This window comes from Amphritea atlantica, assembly GCF_018860855.1.
Taxonomy (GTDB): domain Bacteria; phylum Pseudomonadota; class Gammaproteobacteria; order Pseudomonadales; family Balneatricaceae; genus Amphritea; species Amphritea atlantica_A.
This window is the reverse complement of record NZ_JAHKQE010000023.1, coordinates 102,281-120,256: the sequence shown is the minus strand read 5'-3', so window position 1 is coordinate 120,256 and position 17,976 is coordinate 102,281. Positions and strand designations below refer to the sequence as shown.

Below are 17,976 nucleotides of genomic sequence, written 5' to 3'. Positions count from 1 at the left end.
CGTTTATCTCATGCCACGCGAGCGGTGCCGTTTAGCCTTGCTCAGGGTCACTAGCAAGGCCACCACCGAGTACACGATACAAGGTGATACGATTATCCAGATCTGTCTGCTGCGTGAGAATCAGCGACTGTTTTGCACTATACATTGTACGTTGAGCTTCTAGAGTATCTTGAAAACTATCCACTCCATTTTGATAGCGCGCTAATGATAGATCGTAATGGCGGGTTGCGGCAGCCACCAATGCGTTTTCGGCATCCAGTTGCTCCTGTATTGTCGCCCGCCGTGCAAGTGCATCGGCGACTTCTGAAAATGCGTTCTGTATCGCATATTCATAAGCGGCCAGTGTTTTTTGTTGTAACGCTTCACTGTAGGCTAAATTGGCATCGTTCGCCCCACCATCAAAGATGGGGAGGCTGAGAGTGGGAGCGATGGTCCAAATAGAGCTGGCACCGCCAGTGAAAAGATCTGATAGCATCGTGCTGCCTATCCCCCCTGTTGCGGTTAATGACAGGGATGGGAAAAACGCGGCCCGCGCAACACCAATATTGGCATTGGCTGATTTTAAGTTATGTTCGGCGGCTAATACATCGGGGCGTTGTAGTAATACCTCTGATGATAGGCCTGCGGGGACATCGGTGATCAACGTGTTGCTATCAGGCAAGGCGTTGGGCAGCAGGTTGTCATTCAACGGTTCGCCGACCAGTAAGCTAAGGGCGTTAATATCTTGCGCCACCTGGGTTTGATAGAGAGCGGTATCTGAGCGAGCGCTATGATAAATCGTTTCAGCGCTAACTAAATCGATCTGTGAATCGACACCTAGGGTCAAGCGCTTCTGAGTAATCTCCATCGCTTGCTGGGCATTGTTCATAGTTTCTTTAGCGAGGGTTAAAGCGCTTTGATCCGCTGCGAGGGTTAGCCAAGCATTCGCTATTTCACTGATGAGTGAGATTTTAGTGGCTTTGGCTGTTTCTTCACTGGCTAAATAGGCTTCCATTTGAACAGCCGTGAGGCTGCGGTTTTTACCAAATAGATCAATTTCATAATCGCTTAACCCTGCTTCTGCTTGGTAGGTCGAGCTGACCTCCCCTGATGACCGGCTGCGACTGCTACTTAAATCCGCATCAATTGGGAGATATAGATCCGCTCGTTGAATACGGTAAGTGGCGCGCGCAGCTTCGACATCGGCGAGGGTTTGGCGCAGGCTTCTGTTGCTATTAAGTGCTAACTCAATCACCTGTGCTAAACGTGGGTCTTTAATGAAACTTTTCCACGGCACCTGCATTGCTTGTTCGGCTGATAAGCCTTGAGCGCCGGTATTAAGCGTGTTCTGCCAGTCATTGGCTATTGGCATCTCCGTACGGGAGTATTCCGGCGCCATTGAACTACAGCCCGCCAGCAATATGGCGAAAGATAGGGGTAATAACCTAGCGCTGCGTGTCGTTTTTACGCTGAACTTAAGCATGATTACTTTCCTCCTTTTTAGGCTCGTCATTATAAACAGGGCGTCTTGACGGGAATGCACCACGGATTAACACAAAGAACAGAGGGACAAGGAATATTCCCAATAGGGTTGCGGTGAACGTACCGCCAACAATGCCGGTACCGATCGCGATACGGCTATTGGCGCCAGCCCCTGATGAGATGGCGAGCGGTAGTGTACCGAATATAAAGGCTAGCGAGGTCATAATGATGGGGCGCAAACGAAGTTTGGCTGCTTCGACCGCTGCGTCTACTAATGACATACCCTGTTGATAGGATGTTTCTGCAAACTCCACGATAAGGATGGCATTTTTTGATGCCAAACCAATGGTTGTCAGCAGCGCAACTTGGAAGTAGATATCGTTTTCTAGCCCACGAATGGTGGATGCCAATACGGCGCCAATAACACCTAAAGGAATAACCAAAATAACGGCAAGTGGCACTGACCAACTCTCATACAGGGCCGCTAGCGCAAGGAACACCACCAAGATTGAAATAGCATAGAGCATCGAGGATTGTCCGCTGGAGATCTTCTCTTGATAGGATAAACCACTCCATGCGTAGGTGAGTTTGCCTTGGCCGACCTCTTCAGTCAGACGTTCCATCTCAGCCATCGCTTGACCGGAGCTAACCCCGCTAGCCGATGCCCCCTGTATCTCATAGGATGCAATGCCATTGAAGCGAGATAAGCTTTGCGGTGTGCTTGACCACGAGACAGAGCTAAAAGCTGAAAACGGTGTCATAGCGGTGTTGCCGTCAGCATCTTGACCGCGAACATGCCACTGGTTTAAATCCTCAGGCTTTGAGCGGAACTCAGAATCGCCTTCCACGTATACTTTTTTCACGCGACCATCATCAATAAAGTCATTGACATAGGATCCCGCCCAAGCAGATGTTAAGGTGTCGGCCACATCGGATAATGACACGCCGAGCGTGGTCGCTTTACCGTTATCGATATCAATCTTAAGTTGTGGGGTTTCACTCAAGGCACCTTCTCGGATGGCTGTCAGTAGTTCGCTCTGTCGAGCTTTGGTTAACAGTTCATTTTTTAAGGCGGTTAACTCCTCACGGGATGTGCCCGCCGCTGCCTGTAGTTCAAAGGTAAAGCCGTTACTTTGACCTAAGCCTCGGATCACCGGTTGCGACATGGAAAAAATACTGGCATCACGAATGGAGGATAGGTTTTTATTCATGCGTTGAATCAGCGCATCGGCACTCTGGTCATCGCGAGGGCGGTCATCCCAAGGCTTTAAAGCGACAAAGCCCATACCTGCATTTTGTCCACTACCTGAAAAGTTAAAACCAGAGATTGAAAAGGCACGAACAACACTGTCAGTTTCTTCTTCAGCTAAGTATTGCTCTACTTGTTCAGCCACGGCTCTAGTACGCTTGATCGATGCACCGGCTGGCAAGCTTATTTGGAACATGGTGCTACCTTGGTCTTCTTGCGGTAAAAAGCCGGTCGGCATGCGAACGATCAGTACGCCAAGAATCGCGACAATGATGCCGTATAGCAGTATCCAGCGAAGTTTACGGCTGATGATGCCTTGAACATGGCCGGTGTAAGAGCTTGTTATGCGGTCAAATAGACGGTTAAAACCGGCAAAAAAACCTTTGTTGCTACGACTATGATCTTCTTTAATCAACAAACTGGCGCACAGGGTAGGGCTTAGCGTCAACGCCACGATAACCGAAAGAATCATCGACGAGACAATGGCGATCGAGAACTGTTGATAGATAACCCCAGTTGAACCGCCAAAGAACGCCATCGGTAAGAATACTGCCGATAACACGACGGCAATACCCACAAGGGCACTACTAATTTCGGACATCGACTTTATGGTGGCGTCTCGCGGTGACAGGTTTTCTTCACGCATCAAACGTTCAACGTTTTCGACCACTACGATGGCATCATCAACCAGCAAACCAATGGATAGCACAATACCGAACATGGTTAAGGTGTTAATTGAAAAGCCGAACGCAGAGAGCACGCCAAAGGTACCTAGCAAGACCACCGGTACGGCTATGGCTGGGATTAACGTTGCCCGCCAGTTTTGTAAAAAGAGCCACATCACCAATACGACCAAGACGATCGCTTCCACAAGGGTTTGTACGACTTCGCTAATGGATATTTTAATAAACTCGGTGCTGTCTCGGGGGAAGGTCACTTCATAACCGTCAGGCAGATTTACTTCCAGTTCAGCGACCTTATCTTTTACACGAGTGGCGGTATCCAATGCGTTAGCGCCGGGTGATAGCATAATGGCGATCCCTGATGCGGGGTGGCCATTCAAACGAGGAATGACATCGTAGCTTTCACTACCAATTTCAACTCTAGCAACGTCACTAAGGCGTACATTCGCACCGGAACTATCATGTTTTATGATGATATTACGAAACTGCTCCGGCGTTGACATCATCGATTGGGCGGTGACGGTCGCGTTAAGCTCTTGGTTTGCGGGAGCAGGTACAGCACCAATTTTACCAGCGGGTACCTGTACGTTTTGCGCGGCTAAGGCGCTGGTAATATCAGAAGGCATTAACTCATAGGCAGCCAGCTTGGTTGGGTCTAACCAGATCCGCATTGCATATTGTGCACCAAACACTCGGACATCACCGACGCCTTCTATACGCGCTAAGCTATCTTCCATGTTAGAAGCAATATAATCAGAAATATCAAAGGCGTTCGCTTGGTCGGTGGAATCGTACAACGCGATGACCAATAAGAAATCGGAATTCGATTTTGTGACAGTCACACCTTGAGACTGAACAGAATCAGGCAGGCGAGAGTTAATCTGCTGGACTTTGTTTTGTACTTGAACTTGAGCGTAATCGGGGTCTGTACCTTCTTCAAAGGTAATATTGACCTCTGCAGAGCCATCAGCGGTACTGGATGATGAAAAGTACAATAGCCCATCGAGTCCCGTCAGTTGCTGCTCTAATATTTGTGTGACACTGTTTTCAACGGTGATCGCATCCGCACCGGTATAGGAGGTTTTTATTTTGATAACGGGCGGGGCGACGCTGGGGTACTGTGCCACGGGTAGCGACATAATTGAGGCGATACCGGAGAGCATGATAATAATCGAGATAACCCAAGCAAATACTGGGCGGTCGATAAAGAAACGAGCAAACATAGGTTACGCTCCCTCTTTGGTGGCATTGGTCTCGTTGGACTCCATCACGGTTACCATCGATCCATTGTTGTCCATTTCGACGTGTACTGGTTTCACTTCACTGCCTGGGCGGATCTTGTTAGATCCTTCGACCAAGAGTTTGTCATTGGCAGATAAACCACTGGTAATCACCCATTTGTTATCAACGGCACTCATTGTCTGTACGGTGCGTCTTTCCACGCGATTGTCATCACCAATTACATAAGCATAGGCAGTGCCATCAGCACTGTGGTAAATACCTTGCTGGGGAACGAGGATAGCGTTTTCATCAACCGCTTCATTCACCTGGGCACGCACAAACATACCGGGTAATAACAAACCCTCAGGGTTAGGGAATTCAGCTCGCAAGGTAACGCTGCCGGTTGATGTATCAACGGACACCTCTTGCATTTTAAGCTGGCCCTCATGTTGGTATGTGCTGCCATCTTCCAATGAGAGGGTGACCGCGGTGGTACCTTGTTTGATCTCTTTTTCGTTTATTAGTTGACGCAGCTTTAATAGTTCAGTGCTGCTTTTCGTCATATCAACATAGATAGGATCCAAGGTACGAATGGTGGCTAATTCTGAAGATTGTTCTGCGGTGACTAATGCGCCTTGGGTCACGCTAGAGATGCCGATGTGGCCAGAGATAGAGGCTTTTACTTTAGTGTATTCAAGATTAATGGCGGCGGTTTCTAATGCCGCTTTATACTTGTCGATATTGGCTTTGGCTTCTAAATAAGCGGCGTGGGCATCGTCATAATCTTGTTGTGAAATACCTTCAAGCTTAATTAACTTAGCATAACGCTGGTCTTTTAATTTAGCGGTGTTCAGCGAGGCTTTAGCGCTGTTTAAATTGGCTTTAGCTTCATTATAAGCTGACTGATAGGTTGCTGGATCAATTTGATAAAGTAGTTGTCCTTGTTCGACCAAACTGCCTTCTTCAAACAGGCGTTGCTGAATAATACCGCTGACTTGAGGGCGCACTTCAGCCGACTGCGAAGCAACCACTCGGGCCTGCATTTTACTGTCCATATGGTATGGCGTTGTCGTTACCGTAATATAGGACACGGCGGGAACCGATGAACCTTTCATGGCCGCGGGCTCTTGTTGACAACCACTTACTAAAGCAGTGATAAGTACTAGCCCCCCGATATAGCTTGAGTATTTCATGATGGAATGTTCCTTAATAAGTAAATAAATAAAGACGAGGCTTAAGACAACAGAATATTCGTGCTACATATAGGTGAACACTGGTAAACGTCTACTAATTGACAAGCATAACAAGGTCAAGGTTAAAGCAGGGTTAATGAATATGATCAGTATCAAGCTAATCAGACATTGATGATAAAAAAGAGTGAGAGCAAACAAACTCAATAGGCATATGGGTTAATGCAATGCTATTCACTCAGGATTACCACGCAGGGTTAAGTATTGGCTTGCTGTAAATATCCGCACTAAGAAGGCAAAAAAATGTTAAGATGTAAAGTCACCATATAAACGGAGCCTTTTTATGGCAGTTAAGTCTAAAAAAACAGCAGCAAATGAAACCCATGATTCTATTGCTGAGCAGACAGCCGCCTTCTTAGAGGCTGGTGGTGAAATTCAGAAAATTGATAAAGGCGTTTCTGGCCGTGAAAATAACGGTGGTCCACGTCATATCGTGTTAGGCAAAGCTTCTCCTCGATAGTCCTGCCGGCTGATCGTTTTACCGCGCTCCTGTTTTAGTATTCGATATGTGTGTGTTTAATCTGGCTATATGCCGGGCGCATCGTTCGTAGTAGGGCGCGAACATTTTTTTATTTTTTATCAGCATTAAAGCTTTCGATATTCTGACCTCTTTTCCCGTTTTATTCTTCCGCCTATCACGGCCGTTTTTAGCTACCTGCTGGTGAGTTTTATAGGGCAGAGCTTCTTTTACTTAAGCAGATATTATATTTATGACCACTAAAGCATTTACTCTCCAACGCATCTGTAATTTTGCTGGAAAGACTTTTGATCCTAATTCAGATGAACAGGTGAACGAAGTTTTACGTAACAAATTTAATATATCCCTGCCGCAGCGCCGGCGGATGGATGAAGCGATGGAAGCGGTCGCTAGCGATCACGATATCATTACATTGATTTTGCAGTACCGTGCGATGGCTTGATTGGCATACTTTTCTATTAGAGATGCTTTTTAGACCGATTTTTTAGAAGGGCTGTTTTAAAACAGGCTCATCTAACGGTGATTTTAGAAAAGCCTGATAGGTACTGATGATTAAGATATCGGGTTGATATCATCAGCGAACTGATCGCCGCGATCAAGACAGCAGCGTGAATATCTCGTCTTCCGGTAATCTAGATTTAGGCAAACCCGCATTGAAATCGGCTTGACTATGATAGCCCAGCGCAATCAGGGCGAGTGCTGTGTAGCCTTTTTCCAGTAGACCAAACTCTTCGTTAAGCGCTTTAGTGTCAATACCTTCGATAGGAACCGCATCAATGCCCAGTGCGCCAGCGCCGAGCAGTACCGTGCCCATGTTGAGGTAAACCTGCTTTTCCATCCAGTGCTGTGCGTCTTTTAGCTCGAAGCGGTGCAAATTGACAAACATTGAACGGCCATTGTTCACACCCTCTTTAAAGGAAGGCTCGGCAAAACGTCCGTCATCATCCTCTACCGTCAGCAGGTGCTGCAGATAGGCGTCATCTATATCTGTTTTGGCACAAAATAGAATAACGTGGGACGCGTTGAGTACTTTGGCTTCATTAAATGAAAAGGCTCCCTGAGTACCCGCGCTGATGCGTTTACGTGTTTCTGGTGAATCGGCAATGATAAAGTGCCAAGGTTGAGAGTTAACGCTCGAAGGGCTATAGCGCAGGACGTCTTTGATCTGCTGAAACTGTGCTTCGGGGATCGCTTTATTGCTATCAAACTCTTTAGTTGAATAACGAGACTTCACAATGTCGGTCAAGTTCATGTCATTTTTCTCCTAGTCTAACTCGAGCAATGTTGAGTGGTTTGGCCAATGGCTGAACCACTCAACGAGCGCTCATCTTAATCTAAATTGCAGGCGTGTTTAATCACGCGGCGCTTTGTTTTTTCAGTTTTATAGCGCTTTGGCGGGTAACGGTTATAACAGAGATACAAAGTTCATATATTGTTCTAGCTCACCGATGACACACTCTTCCATTAACGCACCGGTTTCCATGGCATAAGGTTGCTTGAAATGGATGTCCCAGACATCAGATTCTTTGCGCCAATGCTCATAGACAACCAAGGTTTCGTCATCGCCTTCGACGGTGTAAAGATCGAACAGCAAGCAGCCGTCTTCGGTACGGGTATGGGTAATGTGTTTTTCAAACTGATGGATCAGCTTTTCGCGGCTGCCAGGCTTAATTTTAAAGATGAAGAAGATGTTAAATAATGGATCTTCTGGGGTGGCCTGTTTTAATGCAATGGGGGCTGGCTGAGTGTCATTGACGGTAAATACTTCAATCGGTTTATCCTGCGCTTGTTCTGCCAGTGCTAGCAGCTCTTTTGTGTAGGGCTGCTGCATATGAGTCGCTAATGCGGCCTCATCTTGCCAGCGATCATAGGCAAAAAATAGATTGGGATTAGCATTATCCCGATAGAGTCGCATTTCAAGATTACCGGGTTCCTGTGCAACGCCTTTTTTATTCACTGACAGGGCCGCGACAAATGCTTCGCTGAACTCAGGTTTAATGGAAAATTTAATAATTTGAGTAAAAGCCATGATGATTCTCCTGATGAAATTAGATGTTTAGAAGCCTTCGAGTACGATTTTTCCCCGCGCTTTACCGGTTTCAAGCTGTGCGTGAACTTTTTTCAAATTATCAGCATTAATGAGGCCGGCGATTTCGGTCAGTGTGGTTTTGATTTTTCCTGCATCAATCAGTTCTGCCACTTTGCTTAACAACTGATGTTGGGCGGCGATATCGCTGGTACCAAACAAGGAGCGGGTAAACATCAACTCAAAGTGCACGGAGATCGATTTCATAACGAACGGGCGGCTGTCAAAGGCATCGACTTCGTCGGTTAAACTGAAGCGTCCCTGTGGCGCGATTAGCTCAGCAATATCTGCGAGGTGATGTTGGCTGTGGTTGGTCGAAAATACGAATCCAGGTGCACCCAAGCCTAAGGCGTCAATCTGTGGTGCCATCGGTTTGCTGTGATCAATAACATGATGTGCGCCAAGCTCTTCCACCCAAGCTTGCGTCTCGGGGCGTGACACGGTGGTGATAATAGTCATGTCAGTCAGGGCGCGTAACAATTGAATCGCAATGGAGCCAACGCCACCGGCGCCACCAATAATCAAGATCAGTTTACCGCCCTGAGTGGTTGGACGGGTGACATCTAAGCGATCAAATAATGCTTCCCACGCGGTAATGCTTGTCAACGGCATCGCCGCTGCTTCTGCATGGCTGAGGCTGGTGGGTTTTTTCGCTACGATACGTTCATCTACCAAGTGGTATTCACTGTTTGTGCCTGGACGAATCATTGAGCCGGCATAGAAAACTTGATCGCCTACTTGAAAGTTTTGCACCGCGTCACCGACCGCATCAACCACCCCTGAGGCATCATAGCCTAAGACATTCCAGCCGCCCTCAGGAGCGGGCATACCCTGTCGGACTTTATAGTCAACGGGGTTAACGGAAACGGCCTGAATCTTAACCCGTAGGTCTTGGCCTTGTGGTATTGGCTGGTCGAGGCTGATATCGACGAGGGCTTCTTGACGGTCGATACTGCCGGGGGTTTGATATCCAATTGCTTTCATGGGACGCCTCATCTAGGTGTAAACGGTTGACTGGTTTGGTCTTGCTTAATATGAGGCTTATGTTAGCTATCCCGTTTACAATGATCATCTAGCTAGATCAGGATTGATTTTCCTGTTTTTCGGGATAGTATGGGATGGATAACGATCTATCTGTTGAGCGGAGTCTGTCTTGGATCTGGATTTAAAAACCTTAGCGTTATTTGTGCGTATTACTTCACTCGGTGCTATTGGTCGAGCAGGGGAGGAGTTCGGCTTATCGTCAACCAATGCCAGTCAGCGGATACAGGCGTTAGAGGTTGCGTTAGGCGTTAAACTTTTCCACCGTACGACACGGGTCGTCACTTTGACCCATGATGGGCAGGTATTTTTAGAACATGCGAAACGTATCCTCGATGATGTGGAGGAAACCTGGAACGTCTTTAAGGGGGACGACGATAAGGTCCAGGGTAAAATTCGCTTAACGGTGTCGGCCTCTTATGGGCGTATCTATCTAGTCCCTTTTATCCCTGAATTATTAGCAAAGTATCCCCATTTACAAATTGAGATCGATTTTACCGATAAAACCATCGATATCGTGGAGCAGGGATACGATATCGCTTTTCGAATGCACGCGCTTGAATCGACCAGTTTATTGGCCCGGCGCATAGCCGATAACCCGATGATCTTAGTGGCTTCGCCAGCGTATCTGCAGCAGTGGGGTTATCCTCAAACACCGACGGAGCTTGCTCAGCATCGTTGCATTCCGTTTGCTAAATCTAACCATTGGCGCTTCAAAGATAAGGCAGGTGAAACCCATGAGGTGTCGGTATCAGGGCCTATCACCGCCAACTGGGGTGATGCGATTGCCGATTTAGTGGAAGCGGATATGGGGATTGGAATGGCTTCGCTATGGCATGTTGGTCCAGCGATTAAACAGGGCAAGGTCGTACAGGTTCTACCTGACTATAAGATCTGGCCCGAAACCCGTATTTGGGCTGTTCGGCCACCGGGTCGGTTAACGCCGGTGCGGGTAAAGGTGTTTTTAGATTTTATTGAAGAGGTTATTAGAAAAACGAATATTGAGCGCTACGGTGATCTTTTAAATCATGAATAGTTCGAGTTGAATCGAGAACTATGAATCAATGAAAATGAAGCGGATTAATTGAGGCGATTACTCAAAGGCCTGCTAGACTAAAGGACGTATACAGCTAGTCAATACTGTGTCACTGTTTAGCTAGATGAATTTTACTGACTATGGAGTATCGCTAGCGCTTGAATGTTGAATCTCACCGGTTGAGCAAAAGTAAGTATCTGCTCTGCTTTTTACTCTATATCGGGTCGGCCTGTGTGTTCGCGATTTTTAGTCCGCAGGCTCAAATCGTCTCTTTATGGCCTCCAGCCGGTGTTGCGTTGGCGGGCTGTCTGCTTTTCGGCTTTCGCTTTTTGCCGGCAATATTTGCAGGCTCTCTACTGTTTAATTCCGGTTCTGCTATATGGCATGAAGGTGCGCTAAGTATCACCGTGGTGCAAGCCTCGGCTTTAATTGCCGTTGGGTCGATTACTCAAGCATGGGTTAATGTTCGTCTGTTACAGTATTTTCGCATCAATATCTTGGATGCCCCGTCTTATGCTCAGGTGTCGGTTTTTATCTTAATTGCCTTAGGTTGTTGTTTAATCAGTGCGGCTATTGGCAATGTGGTCTTAACTTATTTCTATGGCGAAGTAGGGCAGCGACAGATCGATTGGAGCAACCTGTTGACTTGGTGGGGCGGTGATTTTCTTGGGGTCATTCTGGTCGCACCGTTATTACTCGGTTTACTCTCTCGACAACCGGATAAATCGCACCCTAAACCATTGCTGAAATCGTTGACGCTACCGCTCTTTATTATTATTGCCGCGTTTCAGTTGGCACAGCAATATTTTGGCGACTCGATTGTCACAAAGATGGAGAATGATTTCACATTAAAAGCTGAGGCGCTTGAAAATAACTTTAAACGGGATATGGATAGTTATACCCATGCGTTGGATCAGTTAACGGTTTGGGTGGCGCAGCAAGAGGACGTCAGTAAGGATGAATTTCTTACCCATAGCCGACAATTAATCGCGGATTTGCCCGGCATTAAAGGCATCTCTTGGAATCCGTTAATTAAGTCTGATGAAGTGGCCGCTTTTGAGCACGATATGCAGCAGGATTACCCTGATTTTAAAGTGAAGGGGAAGCCCTTATTACCCACTGATCCGCTGGTGGTGGTGAAGTATATTCAACCGTTAGAGTCTAATCGTGAAGCATTAGGTTTTAACGTTTACTCGAATCCTGCCCGTAAAAAAAGTATGCAGATGGCGAAAGCGCTTCGTGTGGATACGGCTACCGATATTATTCAACTGGTGCAGCTTGAGCAAAACGATCCTGGTTTTCTGGTTTTTTCACCGGTGTTTAAATCGGTTGATCCAGCGGATGATTCTATAGATGGCTATGAATCGCTAAAGGGATTTGTTGTTGGCGGGTTTCAAGTATCGGCTATTCTTGACCCTAGTTTTCAGCTTGGTGTGCAAAAGTATATGGAGCTGTACATCTACGAGAACGGTAACCCCGCCGAGAAGGTGTACGGTGACGCCAGTATACTGACTGCCATCGAAGCGGATGAGGGACTCCATCATCAGTTTGTCATGAGATATGCTCAGCATGAATGGACCTTTAATCTGAATGTGCCCAAAAGTGCGATAACGGCACTTCAGGTAAATGATATGTTGGGTTTTTTAGCGGTGCAGGTGTTGTTTGGTGTGTTAGCCGTGCTGATTACGTTATCGGCTTTTGGTTATCATGAACGGCTGAGTCGATTGGTTGATAGCCGAACGGATGAACTGAAACGGGTGAATGACCAGCTGCATCATTATGCCTTTTATGATGCCCTGACTGGGTTGCCGAATAGGCGTCTGTTTCTAGATCGCTTGAAGCAGGCTTTAATGTTGTGTCAGCGTAATCATAGTGAGCTTGCCCTGCTGTATATGGACCTTAACGGTTTTAAATTTGTTAATGATAGTTTTGGACATGAGCAGGGTGATCAGCTGCTCATCGAGGTGAGCCGACGTTTCGATGCGGTCTTGCGTCATAGCGATACACTGGCGCGCTTAGGCGGGGATGAATTTACTCTGCTATTGGCGGATAGCCCAAAGCAGAACGATATTATGTCGATTGTTAATAAGCTAACCGAGTGCCTAAAAGAGCCGATTATCTTAGGCGACACGAGTCTAGTGATTGAGAATAGTATCGGTGTAGCGGTTTTTCCAAGAGATGGTGCGACGCTGGTTGAGCTGATGGCCGCGGCAGACACGGCGATGTATGCCGCTAAAAAGCAGTCGAATACGGTGTGCTTTTATACAGACAGGCTTAAAACTACCGCCAGTTTTACGGCTATGCATGAAGATGTAAGCAAGGTCTGATGTTGTTGGTTTAAATCTAGGCGGTATAAGTGAAGGCGCTAGTCAAAAGGTTTAACAAAGCGTTAGCGCATAAGATTTAATAAAAAGGCTGAGGGTTGCTTCCCAGCCTTTCTTTGTCTCTTTTAGCTGATAGATTAACGGCTGTTGGCGCTGCTGTTGTTTTGTTCTCGTAGGATTTTCACGGCGGATCAAACGGATAACTTCATTCCCGCCTCGAGTTTTCTAACCTCAGTCCGAATTGATCCATCGTTGCTTGCCGCTATCTGCATAGCGATTTTTCTATCAGTGCATGATTCTGCACTCCATCACAACCTGTCCGTTCCACCCCTTTCATGTCTGGCCATGTGGTTTACATTTAATCCTCGAGTTGCTCTAGCGTCATGGGTTGGGTTGACGGGCGGCTCCATACATACCAAAGCGCAAAGACAACGGTGGCCGCAGCCAGCGTTTTTAAGCCAATATGAAAGGGTAGAAAGATCAGAGGGTAACTGATCATGGTTAACATCATGGCGGTGGAAAAGAGTTTTGCCTTGAAGGGAATAACACCATGCTCTTCCCAGTCACGGATGAAATGACCAAACATCGGCTGATTCAGCAGGTATTGATGTAGCCGCTTAGAGCTGCGGGAAAAGCAAAACGCCGCCAGCAGCAGAAAAGGGGTGGTAGGAATTAACGGCAGTAATATACCGATAATGCCCAGCAGAATGAATATAAAACCGCCTAGTAGGTAAAGCGTTCGGATCACAGTGTGGCGCACATTATATCCTCAGTGGTCTGTATCTGATTATCCTAACAGATCTGTGGTTAAGGTATCTAACGGATATCGGCTCGGCAATATTTAAATGCAGCATTGCTTAAGAAATAATGGATAGCGTTGTGGCAAAGCTTTATGGGTTATTGTTTCAGGCGTAGCGGTGTTGGCTGTTAGTTGAGTGGTTATTCATTGAGTGTCTGTTGCCTCCCCCTGTTGGGGCATATACGCTCAACAGGGCGCAAAGGTAATATCGATAGTAGTACAAAATCAGCGTTAGGCCTGTGATTGGGTACTTGATTTTGTAAAAAATAATGCACAATATGCAGTGGTTATTGCCATTATAATAAGTGTCAAAAGCTGTCTATTGAGATCGCCGCACATAATTAAAAAGCAAAGAGGTGTGTTCCGTGAGCAAATCTTCTACAAAGCCTGCCTTTAACTGGGAAGACCCATTCTCCCTTGAAACTCAACTGACCGAAGAGGAGCGGATGGTACGCGATGCTGCTCGTGATTATTGTCAAGGTCAGTTGTTGCCTCGAGTCACTGAAGCCAACCGTAATGAGATTTTCCATACTGAAATCATGCAAGAGTTGGGTGGGCTTGGTTTACTCGGCTCCACTTTGCCAGAACAGTATGGCGGTTCTGACGTTAACTATGTTTGCTATGGCCTCGTTGCCCGTGAGGTTGAACGGGTGGATAGTGGTTATCGTTCGGCCATGTCGGTGCAGTCTTCTTTGGTTATGCACCCTATCTACGCATACGGTAACGAACAACAGCGGATGAAATATCTGCCAAAACTGGCTTCCGGTGAATGGATTGGTTGTTTCGGTCTAACTGAGCCGGATGTTGGCTCTGATCCTAATAATATGAAAACCCGCGCCACTAAAGTGGACGGTGGTTACTGCCTTAAAGGCGCGAAGATGTGGATCACCAACTCACCGGTGGCTGATGTCTTTGTGGTATGGGCAAAACTGGATGGCGTCGTGCGCGGCTTTGTGCTGGAAAAAGGTATGCCTGGCCTGAGTGCACCGAAAATCGAAGGTAAGTTTTCACTGCGTGCCTCTGTGACCGGTGAAATCGTTATGCAGGATGTGTTTGTACCCGATGAAAATCTGCTGCCAAATGTGCAGGGATTGGCTGGTCCTTTCGGTTGCTTGAATAAAGCTCGCTACGGCATTGCTTGGGGATCGCTAGGTGCCGCCGAATTTTGTTGGACGGCTGCACGCCAATACACTCTTGATCGGATTCAGTTTCAGCGTCCTTTGGCGGCGAATCAGTTGGTACAGAAGAAACTGGCTGATATGCAGACTGAGATCTCACTGGGGCTTCAGGGTTGCTTGCAGATGGGCCGTTTGATGGATGATAACCGCTGCCCAGTGGAGTTGATCTCGCTGATGAAGCGTAACAACTGCGGTAAGTCGTTAGACATCGCCCGCGTTGCCCGTGATATGCACGGTGGTAATGGTATCTCGGATGAATTCGGTGTTATCCGTCATGTGATGAATCTTGAAGCGGTGAATACCTATGAAGGTACTCACGATATTCACGCGCTGATTCTGGGGCGGGCGATGACAGGCATTCAGGCGTTTTTCTAATGGCTGGCGCGTTAAGTCATATCAAGGTATTGGATTTAAGTCGGATTCTGGCGGGTCCTTGGGCCGGTCAGATGTTGGCTGATTTTGGTGCTCAAGTCATTAAAGTCGAACGTCCCGGTTGTGGTGATGATACCCGCAGCTGGGGGCCGCCATATATGAAAGACGCCCAAGGCAATCCCGTTGATGCGGCTTATTTTCATGCGGCTAACCGTGGCAAACAGTCCATTGCGATCGATATAACCACCTTGGAAGGGCAGGCGTTGATTAAGCGCTTAGCCGCAGAGGTGGATGTGGTGATTGAAAACTATAAGGTTGGAGGCTTGAAGAAATATAGTCTCGATTATGACAGCCTTAAAAGCGTTAATCCCGCGTTGATTTATTGCTCAATCACTGGGTTTGGTCAGGATGGCCCCTACGCTGAACGGGCCGGTTACGATTTTATGATTCAGGCCATGGGTGGTTTGATGAGTGTGACCGGAGAGCCCGACGGCCAGCCGATGAAAGTCGGTGTCGCCTTGGTGGATGTGATGACCGGTTTATATGCCTGCAATGCGATACAGGCCGCCTTGCTACATCGCCGTGAAACCGGTGTGGGTCAGTATATCGATATGGCCCTGCTGGATGTGCAGGTGGCCACGCTGGCTAATCAGGCGATGAACTATCTGGCCAGCGATAAGCCTCCCGCTCGATTCGGTAATGCCCATCCGAATATCGTGCCCTATGAAGCGTTTCCTACAGCGGATGGACATATCATTCTAGCGGTGGGTAATGATGGTCAGTTTGCTAAGTTCTGTGCTCTCGCTGGGGCGCCTGAATTGGCAACCAATCCTGCTTTTGAGACGAATTCACTGCGGGTTGAAAATCGCGATGATTTGACCCCGATCGTGGCTGAACTGATGACCCATCAGCGTAGTGATTGGTGGTTAGAACAATTGTCGGAGCAGGGTGTGCCTTGTGGGCCGATCAATACACTCGATAAGGTATTTGCTGATCCGCAAGTGAAACATCGGCAGCTAAGGGTTGATCTGCCTCACCCAGTCGCTGGTAGTGTGGCGTCGGTGGCGAATCCAGTGAAGTTTTCACAAACGCCAATTGAGTATAACGCTGCGCCGCCGATGTTGGGGCAACATACAGATGAAGTGTTAGCTGAGCTGGGGTTAAGTGAAGTAGATATTGCACAATTAAAAGCAAACAACGTGGTTGGCTAAAGATTAGTTAACCACGTTATTTATACTATTTATGTCTAAGCTTGAGTCATTCAAGCGCATAACAGGTTCTATATTTCAATTGTCATCTGGATCACCTATGTGGATGGCAATGCTGTTTTGGAGTTACAGATGATTACCCTGAAAGATCCCTCTTTGTTAAAACAACAAGCCTATGTCAACGGTCAGTGGATTGATGCACTCAATGGGGAAACCAATTCGGTGATTAACCCAGCCACCGGCGAGCAGATCGCGACGGTACCTGATTTGGGCGTTGCCGAAACGGAAACCGCGATTGCTGCTGCCGATGTCGCGTTTAAAAGTTGGAAAAAGAAAACGGCTAAAGAGCGTTCTGTTTTATTACGGAAATGGTTTGAACTGATCGTTGCGAATAAAGATGACTTGGCGATGCTGATGACCGCAGAGCAAGGCAAGCCATTGGCAGAATCTGCCGGCGAAGTATTATATGGCGCTTCATTCATTGAGTGGTTTGCCGAAGAAGGTAAGCGGGCTTATGGTGATGTTATCCCCAGCCACGCGGCCGATAAACGGATTATCGTGACCAAAGAGCCGATCGGGGTAACAGCGGCCATCACGCCATGGAATTTCCCTAATGCGATGATCACCCGTAAATGTGCCCCGGCGTTAGCCGTCGGCTGCACCATGATTATTAAACCGGCGGAAGATACGCCACTATCCGCGTTGGCGTTGATGGAACTGGCTGATCGAGCCGGTATACCTGCGGGTGTCATCAGTGTACTCACCACTAAACGTCCGATCGAAGTGGGTAAGGCACTAACCGATAGTTCAGTGGTCCGTAAGCTCTCCTTTACAGGGTCTACTCCGGTAGGTAAGCAGTTGATGCGTCAGTGTGCCGATACGGTGAAGAAAACGTCAATGGAACTAGGGGGCAATGCGCCACTGATCGTGTTTGATGATGCCGATTTAGATAAAGCGATTCCTGCCGCGATTGCATCAAAATATCGTAACTCTGGTCAAACCTGTGTCTGTGCTAATCGTTTGTTGATTCAAAGTGGTATCTATGAAGAGTTTGCCCAGCGTTATGCCGCTGAAGTGGCGAAATTGAAAGTAGGTAACTGTCTCGAAGGTGAGTTTCAGCAAGGGCCCATGATTAACCGGGCCGCGGTCGATAAAGTAACCTCGATGGTCGAGGATGCGGTGGCAAAGGGTGCGCGGATCATTGCCGGTGGTAAGCCGCACGCATTGGGCGGTAACTTCTATGAGCCGACCATTGTTGCCGATATTAATAATGATATGCGCTTGGCCCACGAAGAGATTTTTGGCCCAGTCGCACCACTGTTCCGGTTTGAAACCGAAGAGGAAGCCGTGCGCATCGCCAATGATACCGAGTTTGGTTTGGCGGCCTACTTCTTTACCCGTGATTATGCGCGGGTGTTCCGTGTTTCCGAAGCCTTGGAATATGGCATGGTGGCTGTTAACGATGGCATTCTGTCGACTGAAGTCGCGCCTTTCGGTGGCGTTAAAGAGTCAGGTACCGGCCGTGAAGGTTCTAAATACGGTATGGATGATTATCTGGAAATCAAATATACCCTCGTCGGCGGTTTATAA

At 47.5% G+C, this 17,976-nt stretch carries 14 protein-coding genes; 7 read left to right on the top strand and 7 right to left on the bottom strand.

The window, feature by feature from the left end; translation table 11 throughout:
* Nucleotides 1-31: 31 nt before the first annotated feature.
* From KO512_RS10805 to KO512_RS10795, 3 genes are read right to left on the bottom strand one after another with little or no spacing between them, the layout of a single operon-like run.
* On the bottom strand, nt 32-1,462 hold the full coding sequence (locus tag KO512_RS10805; RefSeq protein ID WP_215952357.1) for an efflux transporter outer membrane subunit: 1,431 nt from the start codon (nt 1,460-1,462) through the stop codon (nt 32-34).
* Entirely contained in the window at nt 1,455-4,616 is a 3,162-nt protein-coding gene (locus tag KO512_RS10800; RefSeq protein ID WP_215952356.1) for an efflux RND transporter permease subunit, read from the bottom strand. Before KO512_RS10800 ends, KO512_RS10805 begins: the two co-directional genes overlap by 8 nt.
* 3 nt (nt 4,617-4,619) lie before the next feature.
* Entirely contained in the window at nt 4,620-5,807 is a 1,188-nt protein-coding gene (locus KO512_RS10795) for an efflux RND transporter periplasmic adaptor subunit (RefSeq protein WP_215952355.1), read from the bottom strand.
* A 340-nt stretch (nt 5,808-6,147) separates the two neighbouring features.
* On the opposite strand from KO512_RS10795, the gene KO512_RS10790 reads away from it, so the two are divergent.
* Nucleotides 6,148-6,324, top strand: a complete 177-nt coding sequence (locus tag KO512_RS10790; protein WP_164549074.1) for a hypothetical protein — start codon at nt 6,148-6,150, stop codon at nt 6,322-6,324.
* 250 nt (nt 6,325-6,574) lie between these two features.
* Nucleotides 6,575-6,784, top strand: a complete 210-nt coding sequence (locus KO512_RS10785) for a hypothetical protein (RefSeq protein ID WP_215952354.1) — start codon at nt 6,575-6,577, stop codon at nt 6,782-6,784.
* A 153-nt stretch (nt 6,785-6,937) separates the two neighbouring features.
* On the opposite strand, the gene nfsB is transcribed toward KO512_RS10785, so the two are convergent.
* The 3 genes from nfsB to KO512_RS10770 all read right to left on the bottom strand — a co-directional run bounded on the left by nfsB (nt 6,938) and on the right by KO512_RS10770 (nt 9,412).
* Entirely contained in the window at nt 6,938-7,594 is a 657-nt protein-coding gene (gene nfsB, locus KO512_RS10780) for an oxygen-insensitive NAD(P)H nitroreductase (RefSeq protein ID WP_215952353.1), read from the bottom strand.
* Nucleotides 7,595-7,747: 153 nt separating this feature from the next.
* Nucleotides 7,748-8,371 (bottom strand): putative quinol monooxygenase, encoded by a 624-nt coding sequence (locus KO512_RS10775; protein ID WP_215952352.1) that lies wholly within the window; start codon nt 8,369-8,371, stop codon nt 7,748-7,750.
* A gap of 27 nt (nt 8,372-8,398) precedes the next feature.
* A complete protein-coding gene (locus tag KO512_RS10770; protein WP_215952351.1) occupies nt 8,399-9,412 on the bottom strand; it encodes a zinc-binding alcohol dehydrogenase family protein in 1,014 nt (337 codons plus the stop codon).
* Nucleotides 9,413-9,581: 169 nt separating this feature from the next.
* Here KO512_RS10770 and KO512_RS10765 point away from each other — a divergent pair, with 169 nt between their 5' ends.
* Nucleotides 9,582-10,505, top strand: coding sequence for a LysR family transcriptional regulator (locus KO512_RS10765; RefSeq protein ID WP_215952350.1), 924 nt, complete (start codon nt 9,582-9,584; stop codon nt 10,503-10,505).
* 158 nt (nt 10,506-10,663) lie between these two features.
* Nucleotides 10,664-12,832: a sensor domain-containing diguanylate cyclase gene (locus KO512_RS10760; RefSeq protein WP_215952349.1), complete on the top strand. Its 2,169-nt coding sequence runs from the start codon at nt 10,664-10,666 to the stop codon at nt 12,830-12,832.
* 355 nt (nt 12,833-13,187) lie between these two features.
* Here KO512_RS10760 and KO512_RS10755 read toward each other — a convergent pair whose 3' ends face one another.
* Nucleotides 13,188-13,589 carry a YbaN family protein gene (locus KO512_RS10755; RefSeq protein WP_215952348.1) on the bottom strand — a complete coding sequence of 134 codons (402 nt, stop codon included), beginning with the start codon at nt 13,587-13,589 and terminating at the stop codon, nt 13,188-13,190.
* A gap of 404 nt (nt 13,590-13,993) precedes the next feature.
* Between KO512_RS10755 and KO512_RS10750 the strand changes: the two genes are divergently transcribed.
* The 3 genes from KO512_RS10750 (at nt 13,994) to KO512_RS10740 (ending at nt 17,976) form a co-directional block, all read left to right on the top strand.
* Entirely contained in the window at nt 13,994-15,181 is a 1,188-nt protein-coding gene (locus KO512_RS10750; RefSeq protein WP_215952347.1) for an acyl-CoA dehydrogenase, read from the top strand.
* Nucleotides 15,181-16,389 carry a CaiB/BaiF CoA transferase family protein gene (locus KO512_RS10745; RefSeq protein WP_215952346.1) on the top strand — a complete coding sequence of 403 codons (1,209 nt, stop codon included), beginning with the start codon at nt 15,181-15,183 and terminating at the stop codon, nt 16,387-16,389. The genes KO512_RS10750 and KO512_RS10745 overlap by 1 nt, the downstream gene beginning before the upstream one ends.
* A 129-nt stretch (nt 16,390-16,518) precedes the next feature.
* Nucleotides 16,519-17,976, top strand: coding sequence for an NAD-dependent succinate-semialdehyde dehydrogenase (locus KO512_RS10740; RefSeq protein WP_215952502.1), 1,458 nt, complete (start codon nt 16,519-16,521; stop codon nt 17,974-17,976).